Source organism: Massilia sp. W12 (assembly GCF_037300705.1).
In the GTDB taxonomy this organism is placed as follows: Bacteria; Pseudomonadota; Gammaproteobacteria; order Burkholderiales; family Burkholderiaceae_D; genus JACPVY01.
The window spans coordinates 1367015-1381182 of record NZ_CP147776.1 but is presented as its reverse complement, the minus strand read 5'-3'; the positions used below and the strand labels follow the sequence as shown (position 1 = coordinate 1381182).

Sequence of the window (14168 nt, the reverse complement as noted above, 5' to 3'; positions counted from 1 at the left end):
CTTGCCGGCGTCAATTGTCAAACTGCTGCGACGGATGGCGCAAGCCGGCCAGTCTTAAAACATCACTTGCGCGCCTACGCCGATGCGGGTGTTGGCCTTGGCGATCGAACCATCGCCCTGCACTTGCCAGGGGAAGGCGTCAAGCGGAGTGTGCTTGCCGCTGAAGCGGTGATGCCGCACGCCGGCATACAGGAACACGCCATCTTTCACCGCATACACCACGCGGCCGCCGATCACCCAGGCCCCGTCATCCAGATTGCCGCGCACGCTGTCGTGTCCCTCGGTAACGCGCTGAATCGCGCCATTCCAGCTGTATTTACCGGTCTGGTAATTCAAACCCAGCAAAATGCGCGAGTTATGCAGATCCACGCCACTGGTGGCGGGCCGTCCGCCCCATTGCGGCAAATCGCCGGCGCCGCCGTCGGCGTGCCAGTAATTGCGCTTATACGCCGCCAGCAATTCAAAGCCGCCGCCCATCTGCCAGCGCATGCCGGCAAACCAGATGCCCTGGCGATTGCCGTCTTTCACATCCGGCCCGCCATCGCTGCCGCCGAAATCGCCGACCCCGACTTGCAGCGGCGCATTCACCTTGCGCTGAGCGATAAAGTCAAATGTCAGCGGGCCGCTGCTATAACGGGCAAAGCCTTCAAACAGGGCCGCGCGCGCTGAATTGCTCTGATTGCCGGTGTCATAGGTGGCTTCCAGCTCCAGCCCGCCCATGCGCGGCGCGGTGTAGCGGATCGCTTTCACCGTGACCCAATCCGCCGCGCCGGTTTCGGCCAGCGGTTCAGCCTGCCAGGCCGCTGAGCCGTAAGGATAATCCAGCACCTGCCAGGCTTTGGTCAAAAAACGGCCCACTTTGACCGCGCCATATTCGCCTTCAATGCCGAGCCAGGCTTCGCGCGAGCCGGTGGCGCCGCTATTGCCCAGATTGCCGTTGCGGTTGCGGTGTCCCAAACGCCAGGAAACTTTTTGCCCGCCGCCAATTTCCTTTTCCCCGCCCAGCTCCAGATTGTGCAACACAAATGCATAGGGTTGATTGGCCGGCAGCGCAGTCTTGCCGCGCAAATCGTGGCGGTCCACCCAGGTTTCAAGTAAGACATAACCGCTCAAATCAATGTCGCCCAGTTTGCCGGCTTGTGCGGCGAGTGGCGCCAGACTTGCAGCGATGAACGCCGCCAGAGTGAATCGTTTCAACATGCTGTCCTCATCTTCGCATTGGTTCAGGTAATGAATTCATGTCAGCGCATGAATTCTTGAAATCTGTTTTCTTATGAAAGCGCTTTCTCTTGAAAGCGCTTTCATAATACTGAGCACACCCTCTAAAGTCAAATGTTTTTTGCCATTTTTCTGGCGGAAATGTGGTTCAGAATGAAAAAAAGGGCGGCTGTGAAAGCCGCCCAAAATCCGCCCTTGGGTCAAGGAGGAGATGAAAAGAGTGCGCCTTGAAGCAAGGAGCCAAACACTTACCGCAATGCAACGCCCTGCTTGTCAAACACATGGCAATGCGCCGGATCGGGCAGCACGCCAAGCTGCGTCCCGGGGGCCGGCGGCGGCGCATTGCCGGGCAGCTTGACCGCAATCGGCTGCGGCATACCGCTGAGTTGCACCCAGACCAGCATGACATCCCCCAGGTGCTCGCATAAATCCACCGTGCCGGGCAAGCCCTGCCCCACTGCGCCAAGCTGCAAATGTTCCGCGCGCACGCCCAGAGTGACATCCAGCCCCAGATGGCTGCGCTCCAGCGCCAGCGGCAAGACCAGATCCGCGCCGCCGCCAAACTGCATATGCACCTCTCGCACGCCCGGCGGCAAAGCTGCGCCATCGTTTTTCTGCGGCACAAACGAGAGTGCGCGGCAAGGCAGGAAATTCATTTTCGGGCTGCCCAGAAAACCGGCCACAAACAAATTCGCCGGCTGCTTATACAATTCCAGCGGGCTGCCGGACTGCTCAATGCGGCCATGATTGAACACCACAATCCGCTCACCCATGGTCATCGCCTCCACCTGGTCATGCGTGACATAAATCATGGTGGCGCCCAATTCGCGATGCAAGCGGGTCAGCTCCAGCCGCATTTGCACGCGCAAGGCGGCGTCCAGATTGGACAGCGGTTCATCAAATAAAAACACACGCGGCTTGCGCACAATCGCGCGCCCGATCGCCACGCGTTGCCGCTCGCCGCCCGAGAGCGCCTTGGGCTTGCGCTGCAGCAAATGCCCGATGCGCAGGATTTTGGCGGCGCGCTGCACCGCTGCCTCAACCTCGCCGGCCGGGCTGCCGGCGATTTTCAGCGCAAAACCCATGTTCTGCGCCACCGTCATATGCGGATACAGGGCGTAGTTTTGAAACACCATGGCCGCGCCGCGCTCAATCGGCGCCAGATCATTGGCGCGCTGTCCGCCGATCAATAAATCGCCATCGCTGATTTCTTCCAGGCCGGCAATCATGCGCAGCATGGACGATTTGCCGCAGCCTGAGGGGCCGACAAAGACCACAAATTCACCATCCGCAATCTCCAGATCTATGCCGGAAATAACCTGCGTGGCGCCATAACTTTTTTGAATTCCGCGTAAATGCACATTGCTCATTGCTTTCTCCTGCTGTCCCGAATAAGGCGCGCCGCCGGCATCATGCGGCAAGCGCGGCCTGATGCTGCGCCATGATCCAATCGCGATACCAATATGCGCTGTCTTTCAGATAGCGCTGCTGGCTGGCGTAATCCACATACACCAGGCCAAAACGCTTGCTGTAGCCGAAGGCCCATTCAAAATTGTCCATCCAGCTCCAGGCGAAATAGGCGCGCACATCGGCCCCGTCCTGCATCGCCTGGCGCATCGCGCCGATATGCATTTGCAGATAGCGGCAACGCTCGACATCGTGCACCCTGCCCTGCTGCAGCACATCGGCATAGGCCGCGCCGTTTTCCGTGACATACAAGGGCGGCGTGTCCCAGTCGCGGGCAAGACGCAATAGCAGCGTATGCAAACCCTGCGGATAGACTTCCCAGCCCATGTCCGTCACCTCATACTGGGCGGCGCGCCGGCTGCCGCTCGAATCGGGCGCGCCGGCTTGCTGCGCGCTGACCAGATTGCGGGTGTAGTAATTCAAGCCCAGAAAATCCAGCGGCGCGCTGATCAAGGCCATATCGCCGGCTTCGGTATGCGGCGCATCCTGTCCCAGATGTTCGAGCACATCCGCCGGATAAGCGCCCTTGAACAGCGCATCCATATACCAGCGCACCAGCAAACCGTCTTCCAGCTGCGCCTTGGCGCGGTCGGCCAGTGTGTCGCTGGCAGGCTGCACCGGGGCTTGATTGAGCACAATCCCAAGCAAGGCCGGCCCGCCCTGGGCGCGTAAAGCCTGCAGCGCCAAACCATGCGCCAGCAGCAAATTGTGTGCGACTTGCATGGCGATGGCGCGATCTTTGATTCCGGGCGCGAAAATACCCGATTCATGTCCCAGCGTGGCCACCACCCAGGGTTCATTCAAGGTGGCGATGGAAGCCACTTGCGCACCGAAACGGCGCCCGGCTTGGGCTGCATACGCGGCAAAATACTGCGCCGTGCTGCGCGCCGCCCAACCGCCCTCATCTTGCAATGCTTGCGGCAAATCCCAGTGATACAGGGTGAGATGGGCTTGGATGCCGCGCTTGGCCAAACCATCCAGCAAACGCTGGTAAAACGCCCAGCCGGCTTCGTTCCACGCCCCCTTGCCATCCGGCTGCACACGCGGCCAGGCAATCGAAAAGCGGTAGGCGCGCGCGCCACAGGCTTGCAGCAAATCCAGATCGCTGTCCAAGCGCTGGTAATGCTCGCACGCCACCGCGCCGCTGCTGCCATCGGCGATGGCTCCGGGCTTGCTTGCAAAGGTGTCCCAAATACAGGGGCCGCGTCCATCCAGCTCAGTCGCACCCTCGATTTGATAGGCGCTGGTGGCCAAGCCCCAGATAAAGTCGGCGGGGAAATCGTTGGGCAGATCGGCAACGCTGCCGGCCAGCGCTTCCGGCGCACCGGTTTGACAAATTTCAGGCATGAGTTCTCCCCCGGCGCTCACGCGCCGTGTATGCAGATAATGAGTAAATCAGGATTTGACGGCGCCGGCGGTCAAGCCATCGATTAAACGGCGCGAAGAAAGCGCGAACAAAACCAGCAACGGCAGCACCGCCACCGCAGAGCCGGCCATCACCGCGCCCCAAGGCGTATTCACCGGACTTTGCAGACTGCGCAGGGCCAGCGGCAAGGTGTAGTTTTCCACGCTTTGCATAACCACCAGCGGGCCGACAAAGTTATTCCAGGAACCGATAAAGGCGATTAATCCGAGCGTGCTCAAAGCCGGCCCGATCAGGGGCAGCACGATGGAAAAGAAGATGCGGAATTCGCCGCAGCCATCCATGCGCGCCGCCTCAATAATTTCTTTCGGAATCGCCGAGCCGATGTACTGGCGCATTAAAAAGATGCCGAACGCGCTGGCCGCGCCGGGCAGATATAAAGCGCGCGGTTGATCCAGCCAGCCCAGAAAATCCATGATCATAAAAGTCGGAATCAAACCCAGAAATTGCGGCAGCAACATGGTTGACATTACCAGGGCGAACACCGCTTTTTTGTATTTGAATTCATACATGGCGAAGGCATAACCGCCCATCGCGCAAAACAGCAGAGTCAAGGCAGTGCTCATCAAGCCCACATACAGGCTGTTAGCCACATTGCGCCAAAATGGAATCCGCTCCAGCAGTAAATCCATATTTTCCAGAAAATGCCCGCCAAACCATAAAGGCGGCGGCATTTGGAAAATCTCGCTTCTGGTATGGCCGGCAAACACAAACATAAAATAAAACGGCGTCAGCATAAACAGCGCGCCAATGCCGACCAGGGCATACGCCATGATGGCGCGATGTTGCCGCGCACGCTTGATGGAATGCGCCTTATGCATGCTGCTCTCCTTTTTCCGCTGCTTCATCATGCTGGCCGAAGATTTTATGCGTCAGCCAGGAGAGCAAAGCGATAATCACAAATAAGAGCCAGGAAATCGCGCTGGCTGCGCCATATTCGCCAAACTCAAAGGCCGAGCGGAACATATACATGGCAGTGGTCAGCACCGCCTGATCCGCGCCGCCGCGCCCGCCGGTCAGCACAAACGGCTCATCGAATAACTGCAAGCCGCCGATGACCGATAAGGTGGCGCCGAAAAACATCATCGGACGCAATAAGGGCAAGGTGATATGCCAGAATTGCTGCCATTTGCCGGCCCCATCCATTTCCGCCGCTTCATACAATTCTTTTGGAATGGTTTGCAAAGCCGCCAGATATAACACCGTGTTAAAACCGACAAAACGCCAAAACACGATAAACGCCACCGCCGGTTGAATAAACGCCGGTTTGCCGATCCAATCCACCGCCTCGACTGGAAACAGGCCGCCCACAAGCGGTAATTTGGCCAGCCACAGCAAGGCCGCATTGATTACCCCGAAATCGGTTGAAAACAGCGCGGTAAACATCAGCGTCACCGCCACGGTGGACGTGATATACGGCACAAAATAGGCGCCCACCACCAGATTACGGCTGCGCTTGAATGAGGTGTGCAAAAAATACGCCAGCGGAATCGCCACCAGATGCTGCGGCAAACCGGATAACAGCGCCAGCAACGCAGTATTCCAGAGCGATTTCCAAAACCATTCATCGCCCAGCGCAAAACTGAAATTCTCCAGGCCGACAAATTTCATGCCGGCCCAGCCATCCGCCGGGTTCCAGGAGTGGAACGATAAAAACAGCGAAAACAGAATGGGAAAGACGCCAAAACACAAAAACAGCACAACAAATGGCGTCAAAAACATCCAGGGTGCGGCGCGGCGCTGCCAGCGCTGCCATTGCACCTTGCGCTGGTTTTGACTCACAGCCGGCATGCGGCCGGCTTCGATCTTCATCATGTTTTCCTCCGGCGCAAGACTTAACGGCGTGCGCGTTTGACAATCAATTTTTTAGCGTCAGCCAGCGCTTGCGCCACATCCTTGCCCTGATCCAAGACTTTATCGAGTTCAGTATTGATGATTTCGGCGGCCAGCGGGTCATATTTATTCACATCAATCGCACGCGTGCGGCGGCTGGCTTCGCGCCAGATCAGGCGCGCTTTCTGCTCGCCGAAATAGGCCAGCGGCTGCTCGAAAAAGGCGTCGCTTTGCGCTTCTACCAGCGCCGGGAAGGCGTCATGGTTTTTAAAGGCGGCGATTTGATTATCCTTTTGCAAGGTCATGAATTTGATAAATTCCCAGGCTGCCGCCTTGTTTTTGGCTTTTTTCGGAATCGCATAAAACGTCCCGCCCCAGGAGGCATACGCGCCCGCCGGCAGATCCGCCACCCGCCATAAACCCTTGGCTGCGGGCGCGAAAGTATTCGCCAGATGACCGCCCAGCCATGCGCCCATCATTTGCGTGGCGACCGTGCCGCGTTTAAAACTCTCGGTCCATTCATTGCTCCAGGCATTGATTTTGGCGTCGATTTTCGCTTCGCGCGCAGCTTTGGCCAAGCGGAAGGCATGCACAAAACGCGGCGTTTCGACCAGCACATTATTATCTTTGTCAAAATAAATCCCCTCGCCGTCTTTCAAATTCGAGCGGATCATGATTTCCGTGATATCGCGCGCATGCGCCACCAGATACACCCCGGTGGCGGCTTTAATGCGCTTGCCTGCTTCAATAAAACTGTCCCAGGAGCGGGTTAAATCCGGCGCCGTGACGCCGGCTTTACTGACGATATCATGGCGGTAAAACAGCGTGCCGGGGCCGATATCCGTCGGAATTGCGGCCAATTCGCCGCTGTTGGAAGTGGCTTGCGGGATGGTCCAGGGTTCAAACTTCGCGACCAGGTTTTTCGCCTGATACGGCGCCTTGTACAAATCTTCCAGCCCGCCGCCTTCGGCAAAGCGGCCTAAAAAGCCCAGCTCGACCGCCATCACATCGGCATGATTATTGCCGGTGGCCAGGGCCAGGGTCATCGCGTTGTGATGATCGGCATATTCGCGGCTGACCACTTTGATATCGATCTCCGGATGCAATTTCTTCCAGGCCGGCACAGCCGCCTTGACGATTTGATCCACCGCCGGAAAAGCCGCCACGGTCAATGTGATTTGCTCAGCTTGCGCCGGCGCGGCAATGACAGCGCCAGCCAGCGCCGCCAGGATAATCTGTCTTCTCTTATTCATTCAGTCACCTTGGTGGGTTTTGCGCCTTCTTGAAAGCGCTTTCAAAACTGAGCAAATTATAAACCCGCAAAGCGGGGTGTCAACACATTTTTTTACATTTGCGGGAAATTTTGGCGGCGCGCGCTGGCTGATGCAGCGGCAAAGGCAGAGGCAAAGGCAGATTGCGGGGCAAGCGGATGCAGGCGCCGCTTGCTTTCATGCAAGGGCGGCGCGGCTTTGGCCGCGCGCCTGTCCCTTTATCTGCGCAATCTGCGGGTGGTCTCACGTATCAGCAATTCCAGCGGCGGCAAGCTGCCCTCATAGGGACGGCCTTCGATCAGGCACAGCATCGCTTGCGCAGCGCACTTGCCGATCTCATACACCGGCTGGCGGATGGTGCTCAAGGGCGGGGTGGCGTACAGGGAAGTCGGCAAATCATCAAAGCCGATCAGCGAAATATCATCCGGCACGCGTAAATTCAAGCGGTACAGCGCCAGTCGCGCGCCATACGCCATTTGATCGTTTGCGGCAAACACGGCAGTGAAATCGCGGCGCGAATTGATCAGCTGGGTAATCGCCATCGCCCCGCCGGACTCGTGGAAATCGGCCTGCGCAATCAAGTCGCTATCGACTTGCAAACCGGCCTCTTCCATCGCCGCCTTGTAGCCGCGCAGGCGCTCCAAGGCGTCCGGGTGATCCGCCGGCCCGCTGATATAGGCGATGCGCGTATGGCCGTAGTCAATCAAGTGTTTGGTGGCGGTGTAGCCGCCCTGGAAATCATCCACCGCCATACTCAGCAGATTCGGGGCCTGCAACTGCCGCCCGGTGATCACTATCGGCGTTTTTTGTGCATATTCAATGAGTTGCGCATCGCTCAAGCGCCCGGTCAGGATAATCACGCCATCCACCCGCCGCCCCAAGAGCAGGCTCATGCGGTCCACCTCGTCCTTTAAATTCCAATGTCCCGAGACGAACAGCGGAATAAAGGAAGACGCGGCCAAGGCGTCTTCCACTCCGCGTAAGGCTTCGCCATAAAACGGCGAATCAATGAACTGGGTTAGCACACCTATGCTCATGGTGCGCCCCTTGGCCAGACCGCGCGCCATGGCGTTGGGCTGGAAATGGGTGCGCGCTATCGCCGCCTCCACCGCGCGCCGCTTGTCTTCCGACACCTTGGCGGTGCCGTTCAAGATGCGCGACACGGTGCTGGGGGAAACACCGGCTTCCTTGGCCACCATTTCCAGGGTGACGGTGGATTCGCCCGGGTCTTGCTGCTCTGTTCGCTGTTCTTTTCGCATTGCTTATCCTGTTAAGTGAAAGCGCCGTCATACTTTACCTTGTTTCGCCTTGCCCTGCCGGCGCCCTGCAGACTGGCTGCATGAAATTGACGGAGTGGAACGCTTGCGGCGGCAGGAATTAGTGCATATACTACTGAAAGCGCTTTCAAAAATCCATTGCAAACGCAGACTGGCGCAATTCAATCTGTAACAAAGCTCTGCCAACACGCTGCGGCGTGCCGGCCAGGCGGTTTATCGCCCGTCGCCGCGACAGATTGATAAACCGCGCCAGGCCAGGTACAGCGCAATTCATTCCAGGACCAAGGAGAACACCATGCATATTTCCACTTATCGCCCGCTTTTTTTGCAACTCTTGTGCAGCAGCATGCTGCTGGCCACGCCTGTGGCCGCACTGGCGGCAGACGCCGCGCCGAATCCGGCCCAAACCCAGGAATGGGTGGTGTTTAATGGCAAAACCGCCAGCCCCTACACCATGTTTTTAGGCTCGCCGACGAATTGGGCTTATCCGCTGCCGGATGGCGAAAGTTTGAATATCGGTTCGATCAAGGCCGAGAGCACGCAAATCAATGCGCCGGGCGATGGCCGCAAAGTCAGCTGGAATGGCGGTATCGGCCAGCTGTATGTGCAAGCCAAATCGACCCAGGATCTGGCCGATTGGCTGGATGAAGACAGCGCCCTGGTGTTTGACACGGTGGTGCACAGCGCACCGCAGGACTCTGTCACCATCCGCGTGGATTGCCGCTACCCTTGCCTGGGCGTGATCGAGGCGCAGGAAATTTTCAAAGCGCTGCCCTTGAATCAAAAAGCCACGGTTAAAATCCCGCTCTCCTGCTTTGCCAAAAGCGGGGCCAAATTCACCTCAGTGAATACGCCATTCCTGTTTTACACCACCGCCAAGTTTTCCATGAGCTTTGCCAATGTGCGCTATGTGCGCGGGGCGGCCAAGGATGCGGACGCGCGCAAAGCCTGCGCCTGATCATGGCTTGGCGATGGATTTTATTTTTGGCGACCTGGATGACGATAATGAACCTGCCCGCCCATGCCGCAGCGCCCGCCGATACTCCGCCGTGGCGCGCGGCGCACACTCTGCGCCCCGGTGGCGAACGCGAAGCGCCGCCGGCCCCCGGCTGGCGCGGCCACGGCCCCGTCCCCTCCAACAGTTGGTACGCCGGCAGCCTGTTTGGCGCGCGCAGCCAGCCCTTGTATGCGCTGCCTCTGACAGTGCATGCCGATGATGAAGGCTTGGAAGTCGGCATGCCGCAACTGCAAAAGCAAAGCATTCCCAGCCGGGGCGAAATCGATGTCAACTTTTTGCATGAAGCCGCATGGCGCATCAGCACCCCGGGCAGCGCCTGGCGGCGCGCTGTGGTGACGCACAGCAGCGATTGGGCGCTGGAGCTGGAGCTGTCAGCGCAAAACGGGCCAGACATGCTGCAAGTCAGTTTGGCGCACGGCAACCCGGTGTTGCTGGTGCAAAGCCGGCACACGCGCCTGGATTTGCACATGCAGGGCAAGGCTGAGATATTTTTGCGCGAGCCGCAGCGCCTTGGTCTGACCCTGCAGGGCGCGCCCTGGTTGCTGAATCTGCCGGATGGCGCCAGCTGGCAGGAAAACCCCGTCAGCCGGCAGATTGAAATCAGCCTGCCCGCTGCGCGCCGCTTCATCTCGCTGGCCGTGCTGCCGCAGCAGGATGCGGCGACGCTGGCGCTGTTTACCAAACATGCTTTTGTGCGCATCCGCGACAGCCGCATCAGTTGGCAAGTGGATCAAGCCCAGGCCAGTGTGCTGACCGGATATGCGCTGCAAACCGAAGCCCTGGCCGGAACCGAGTTACGTCCCCTGCTGGCGCTGTATCCGCATCATTACCACCAAAATCCGGCGCTGGACCTGTTGCCGGGACAGTACGCCAGCGTGCGCGGGCCGCTGCGCTTGATTGCCGCGCACAGCTTCAGCGTGAAACGCGCCCTGCCCGGCCTGCTGCCGTTTTTGCCGGCCCTGCCAGATGGCCCTGCGCAGCAGCAATTGCGCCAGCTGATCGCCAAAGACATGGCCGGCGGGGCCGATGCCCTGCTGGCCGCACCCGGCGCCGGCACATACTGGCAGGGCAAGGGCTTAGGCCGCGCCGCGCAGCTGATGGCGGTGGCAGAGCAAGCCGGCGACAAGGCCACGCGCGACGCCCTGTTAGCGACGCTCAAGCGGCGCATGGAAAGCTGGTTTCGCGGCGATGGGCCTGGTTATTTCTATTACCACGCCAAACTCGGCACGCTGATCGGCTACCCGGATGAATATGGCAGCGCGCTGGAATTAAACGACCATCATTTTCATTACGGGTATTGGATTTACGCGGCGGCGCAAGTCGGCCTGCGCGATCCGGCCTGGGCCAAAACCTGGGGCGGCATGGTGGATTTGCTGGTGCGCGATATCGCCAATCCGCAGCGCGGCGACGCGCAATTCCCCTTCCTGCGTCATTTCGACGCCTGGGAAGGCCATTCCTGGGCCAGCGGCAGCGCGCCCTTTTTCGAGGGCAATAATCAGGAATCCAGCTCGGAGGCGATTCACGCCTGGGCCGGGGTCACCTTGTGGGGACAGGTGCGCGGCGACAAAGCGGTGCGCGAGGCCGGCCTGTTTCTGTACGCCAGTGAAATCGCGGCGGCGGAATATTATTGGTTTGACCTGCACAAACTGAGTTTCCCGCCAGCATATCAAAACATGAATGCCGGCATTGTGTGGGGCGGCAAACTGGCGCACACCACCTGGTTTACCGAAGACCCGCGCGAAATCGCCGGCATCAATTTCCTGCCCCTGACAGCCGCCTCGCTGTATCTGGGCAAGCATGCTGATTACGTGAAACGGCACCGCAACATCATCGACGCCGAATACGCCAAATACCGGCAAATCGAGCGTGCTGAATATGCGCCGGCGCAAATCTGGCAAGACATTCTGGAAGGCTATCTGGCGCTGGCCGATCCGCAGGCGGCAGAGCGGGCCTGGGATGCGCAAGGCATGGTCGAACTGGGCGAGACGGTAAGCCACACATACCACTGGATTCAGTGTTTCAAGCAGTGGGGCACGCCGGATTTCAGCGTACAGGCCGACAGCCTGTGGGCTGCGGTGCTCAAACGCGCCGACGGCAAGCGCACATATCTTGCCTGGAATCCGCAGGCGCAGCAAAAAACGGTGCGCTTTAGCGATGGGCAAAGTTTGACGCTCAAGCCGGGCGCCTTGGCGCTGGCAAGTCAATAAGTTGGGGACGGGCTTGGCAAGCGGGGTCAGCATGCAATTTCATTCAGTGGCGCCGCCATTTTGCGGGTATATACTGAACGTTTGCCGCAGCCTTACCCACCTTCAAAGGAGAGCGCCATGCCCGTAGTCAGAAATGCGACCGTCATTAAAGAAGAAGGAGTCGGGGAAGATAAAAATTTGTGTTTTCCCGGCATGTCAACCTGTACCGCCGTGGTGATGGTGGCCGGCGCCACCCTGCTTGGCGCCCACTTTACCGCCGACCGCGCCAAAGATGTGGATTCGCTCAAGCCGCACACTAAAAAACTGGTGCAGCGCCTGAAAGACAAACTGGGCGCCCGCATCCCGGATCGGCTTCTGATAGTCGGCTTTAATGTCAACCACAATCCCGCCCTGCTGGCGCAGGCGCTGGGTTTTGGCAGCAAAGGCGATTATGCGCGCGCCAGCCTGGAGGCTTTCGATATCTCCAATCTGGTGAGCAATTACCGCGAGGACATCATGATTACGTTTGAACATAGCGGCGATGGCGCCCAGCCCTCGGTGGATTACAAACGGACTTCCAAAACTGTGCGCGAAGAAACTGCGGATAATCCCAAGGCCACAAAAGATAATTTGTTCGATGGCCGCAAGAGCGTGGTGACCATCAACAATACCCCGCATTATTTGCGCCAGCATTTCACCAATCTGGCGGCGCTGGTCGGTTAAGGGCAGTCTGTCACAGGGACGGTTGATTGCAGCGCTCAGCGCAATCAAGCGTCCGCCCTGATGCAAAAATAAGACAAAATCGGTAAATATCAGCGCACTTCACGGTTTTTCAGCATGCCGCCCCGGCTTGGCGCCGTATAGTCTGGCCCGTTCTGCCGCAAACGCGCCTGCATCGCTGCATCCCGGCGCCGGCTGAATCCTGCAACCAGCCAAAAGCCGCCCGCCCGTCTCACCTTCCCAGCCAGATCACGCCCGCTTGCGGCGTCTGAGATTGCGCCGCCGCTTTGCCATTGCATCTTTTCACTTTATTCAGCATACAAAGGAAACCCATGAAATCGCATGTTTACCATAAGCCCCTGTCCCTGAACGGCGCCATCGGCATCTGGACTGCTTGCGCCCTGGCGCTCGCGGCGAGTCCGGCGCAAGCCGGCGTCAGCGAAGTCAATGGCCAGAGCTGCCCGGCTGGCTCAAGCGTGGTCAGCTATGCGCAAGCGCAACAAAATAAAACCGAATATTGCAAAGTCTTGGGCAAGTGGAGCATTGTGCGCATCGCCAATGGCGGCTCGATGGATGGCAGCGGCTACGGCTGCGGCATCAAAGCCAGCGACAGCCGCAATCTTGGTTCGATTTTATGCGCCGACACGCAAACCCCGACGCCGCCGCCACAAGTGCAATATGTGAAAGCCAAAACCTGTCCCGGCAACTATGTCGGTCTCAGCTACGCCGATGTGGCGGCGGACAAAAAGCGCTATTGCGCCATGCTGGGCGCGCAAGACGTGGCGCGGCTGTCGCAACAGGCATCCTTGAGCGGCAGCGGCGGCAATTGCACGCTGCAGCAAAACGATGCGCGCGAACTCAACAGCGCCTTGTGCAAACGCGCCGAAAACACCGCCTATGTTGAAGTCAATGATCACAATCTGGGCAATGCCGGCTGCTTCAATAAACCGAATGGCGACCCGCTGTTTCAAATCGCCACCATTTTCGCGGCGAATATCGGCTTTGTGAACGGCAAGGCGGCCCTCACCACCAACCCGCAAACCACAGATCTGCTGGAAAACAATATCGGCATCGTGCGCAATTTGCAAAAACGCGGCATCAAGGTAGTGTTAAGCATTTTGAACAACCATCAAAACGCTGGCTGGTCTTGCTTTGCCGACGCCACCAGCGCCAGCGCCTTCGCCAAAGAAGTGGCGGCGGCGGTGGCGCGCTATCAACTCGACGGCATTGACATCGACGATGAATACGACGCCTGCCAGGCGCACTACAATGATTCGCTGGTCAAAGTCAGCTACGCCTTGCGCCAGGAGCTGGGCGATAAAATCATCTCCAAAGCACTGTTTGCCGACTTGAGCAATTTTGATCCGGTATATAACAACAAACGCCTGGGCGATTTGCTGACCTATGGCCAGGAAATGAGCTACTCCAGCGGCAATTGTCAAAACCGGCTCAATTCTTATGTCGGCAAAGGCGTGCCCAAGGCCAAGCTGGGCGTGGGCGCCTCGACCGTGCTGACTTCCGGCGCCAGCGCAAAAAATCTGAATGCCTGCCTGAGCGCGAATCAATTCAATGGCGGCTTCATGATCTTCAATTTGAATAAAAATTCGGCCAGCTATTTGCAGTCGATCTGGCCGGGCGTGAAAGTGGCGCCGAACTGTTTGAAATAAGCCAAGCCACATCGGACCGGGGGCGCGCAGGCGGCAGCAGAGCTTGGCTGCGCCTGCCCGGTCTGCAGGATTGAGGTTTGCAAGCGGG

At 58.6% G+C, this 14168-nt stretch carries 11 protein-coding genes; 4 read left to right on the top strand and 7 right to left on the bottom strand.

All coding sequences use genetic code 11. From position 1 onward, the window contains the following. Positions 1-54 precede the first annotated feature (54 nt). The 7 genes from V8J88_RS05680 to V8J88_RS05650 form a co-directional block, all read right to left on the bottom strand. On the bottom strand, positions 55-1200 hold the full coding sequence (locus V8J88_RS05680; RefSeq protein ID WP_338848343.1) for a porin: 1146 nt from the start codon (positions 1198-1200) through the stop codon (positions 55-57). 266 nt (positions 1201-1466) lie between these two features. After that, a complete protein-coding gene (gene ugpC, locus V8J88_RS05675) occupies positions 1467-2588 on the bottom strand; it encodes a sn-glycerol-3-phosphate ABC transporter ATP-binding protein UgpC (protein WP_338848342.1) in 1122 nt (373 codons plus the stop codon). A gap of 40 nt (positions 2589-2628) precedes the next feature. Beyond that, the gene (locus V8J88_RS05670) at positions 2629-4032 is read right to left on the bottom strand and encodes a GH1 family beta-glucosidase (RefSeq protein ID WP_338848341.1); all 1404 of its coding nucleotides are present in this window, start codon (positions 4030-4032) and stop codon (positions 2629-2631) included. Positions 4033-4080: 48 nt separating this feature from the next. Then, positions 4081-4929, bottom strand: a complete 849-nt coding sequence (locus V8J88_RS05665; RefSeq protein WP_338848339.1) for a carbohydrate ABC transporter permease — start codon at positions 4927-4929, stop codon at positions 4081-4083. Then, the gene (locus tag V8J88_RS05660; RefSeq protein WP_338848337.1) at positions 4922-5923 is read right to left on the bottom strand and encodes a sugar ABC transporter permease; all 1002 of its coding nucleotides are present in this window, start codon (positions 5921-5923) and stop codon (positions 4922-4924) included. Before V8J88_RS05660 ends, V8J88_RS05665 begins: the two co-directional genes overlap by 8 nt. 20 nt (positions 5924-5943) lie before the next feature. Further along, entirely contained in the window at positions 5944-7194 is a 1251-nt protein-coding gene (locus V8J88_RS05655; RefSeq protein WP_338848336.1) for an extracellular solute-binding protein, read from the bottom strand. Positions 7195-7430: 236 nt separating this feature from the next. Then, entirely contained in the window at positions 7431-8471 is a 1041-nt protein-coding gene (locus tag V8J88_RS05650; protein WP_338848334.1) for a substrate-binding domain-containing protein, read from the bottom strand. A 313-nt stretch (positions 8472-8784) separates the two neighbouring features. Here V8J88_RS05650 and V8J88_RS05645 point away from each other — a divergent pair, with 313 nt between their 5' ends. The 4 genes from V8J88_RS05645 to V8J88_RS05630 all read left to right on the top strand — a co-directional run bounded on the left by V8J88_RS05645 (position 8785) and on the right by V8J88_RS05630 (position 14080). Beyond that, positions 8785-9447 carry a putative glycoside hydrolase gene (locus V8J88_RS05645; RefSeq protein WP_338848332.1) on the top strand — a complete coding sequence of 221 codons (663 nt, stop codon included), beginning with the start codon at positions 8785-8787 and terminating at the stop codon, positions 9445-9447. Positions 9448-9485: 38 nt separating this feature from the next. Next, positions 9486-11714: a glycosyl hydrolase gene (locus V8J88_RS05640; protein ID WP_338848331.1), complete on the top strand. Its 2229-nt coding sequence runs from the start codon at positions 9486-9488 to the stop codon at positions 11712-11714. 117 nt (positions 11715-11831) lie between these two features. Then, complete coding sequence (locus tag V8J88_RS05635) at positions 11832-12416, top strand: hypothetical protein (protein WP_338848329.1); 585 nt, start codon at positions 11832-11834, stop codon at positions 12414-12416. 329 nt (positions 12417-12745) lie between these two features. Further along, a complete protein-coding gene (locus V8J88_RS05630; protein ID WP_338848328.1) occupies positions 12746-14080 on the top strand; it encodes a glycosyl hydrolase family 18 protein in 1335 nt (444 codons plus the stop codon). Positions 14081-14168 lie beyond the last annotated feature (88 nt).

What these genes read in the sequence shown, in the direction of transcription:
- V8J88_RS05680 (WP_338848343.1), bottom strand. Translation starts at nt 1,200, where the DNA reads ATGTTGAAACGATTCACTCTGGCGGCGTTCATCGCTGCAAGTCTGGCG.
- ugpC (WP_338848342.1), bottom strand. Translation starts at nt 2,588, where the DNA reads ATGAGCAATGTGCATTTACGCGGAATTCAAAAAAGTTATGGCGCCACG.
- V8J88_RS05670 (WP_338848341.1), bottom strand. Translation starts at nt 4,032, where the DNA reads ATGCCTGAAATTTGTCAAACCGGTGCGCCGGAAGCGCTGGCCGGCAGC.
- V8J88_RS05665 (WP_338848339.1), bottom strand. Translation starts at nt 4,929, where the DNA reads ATGCATAAGGCGCATTCCATCAAGCGTGCGCGGCAACATCGCGCCATC.
- V8J88_RS05660 (WP_338848337.1), bottom strand. Translation starts at nt 5,923, where the DNA reads ATGATGAAGATCGAAGCCGGCCGCATGCCGGCTGTGAGTCAAAACCAG.
- V8J88_RS05655 (WP_338848336.1), bottom strand. Translation starts at nt 7,194, where the DNA reads ATGAATAAGAGAAGACAGATTATCCTGGCGGCGCTGGCTGGCGCTGTC.
- V8J88_RS05650 (WP_338848334.1), bottom strand. Translation starts at nt 8,471, where the DNA reads ATGCGAAAAGAACAGCGAACAGAGCAGCAAGACCCGGGCGAATCCACC.
- V8J88_RS05645 (WP_338848332.1), top strand. Translation starts at nt 8,785, where the DNA reads ATGCATATTTCCACTTATCGCCCGCTTTTTTTGCAACTCTTGTGCAGC.
- V8J88_RS05640 (WP_338848331.1), top strand. Translation starts at nt 9,486, where the DNA reads ATGACGATAATGAACCTGCCCGCCCATGCCGCAGCGCCCGCCGATACT.
- V8J88_RS05635 (WP_338848329.1), top strand. Translation starts at nt 11,832, where the DNA reads ATGCCCGTAGTCAGAAATGCGACCGTCATTAAAGAAGAAGGAGTCGGG.
- V8J88_RS05630 (WP_338848328.1), top strand. Translation starts at nt 12,746, where the DNA reads ATGAAATCGCATGTTTACCATAAGCCCCTGTCCCTGAACGGCGCCATC.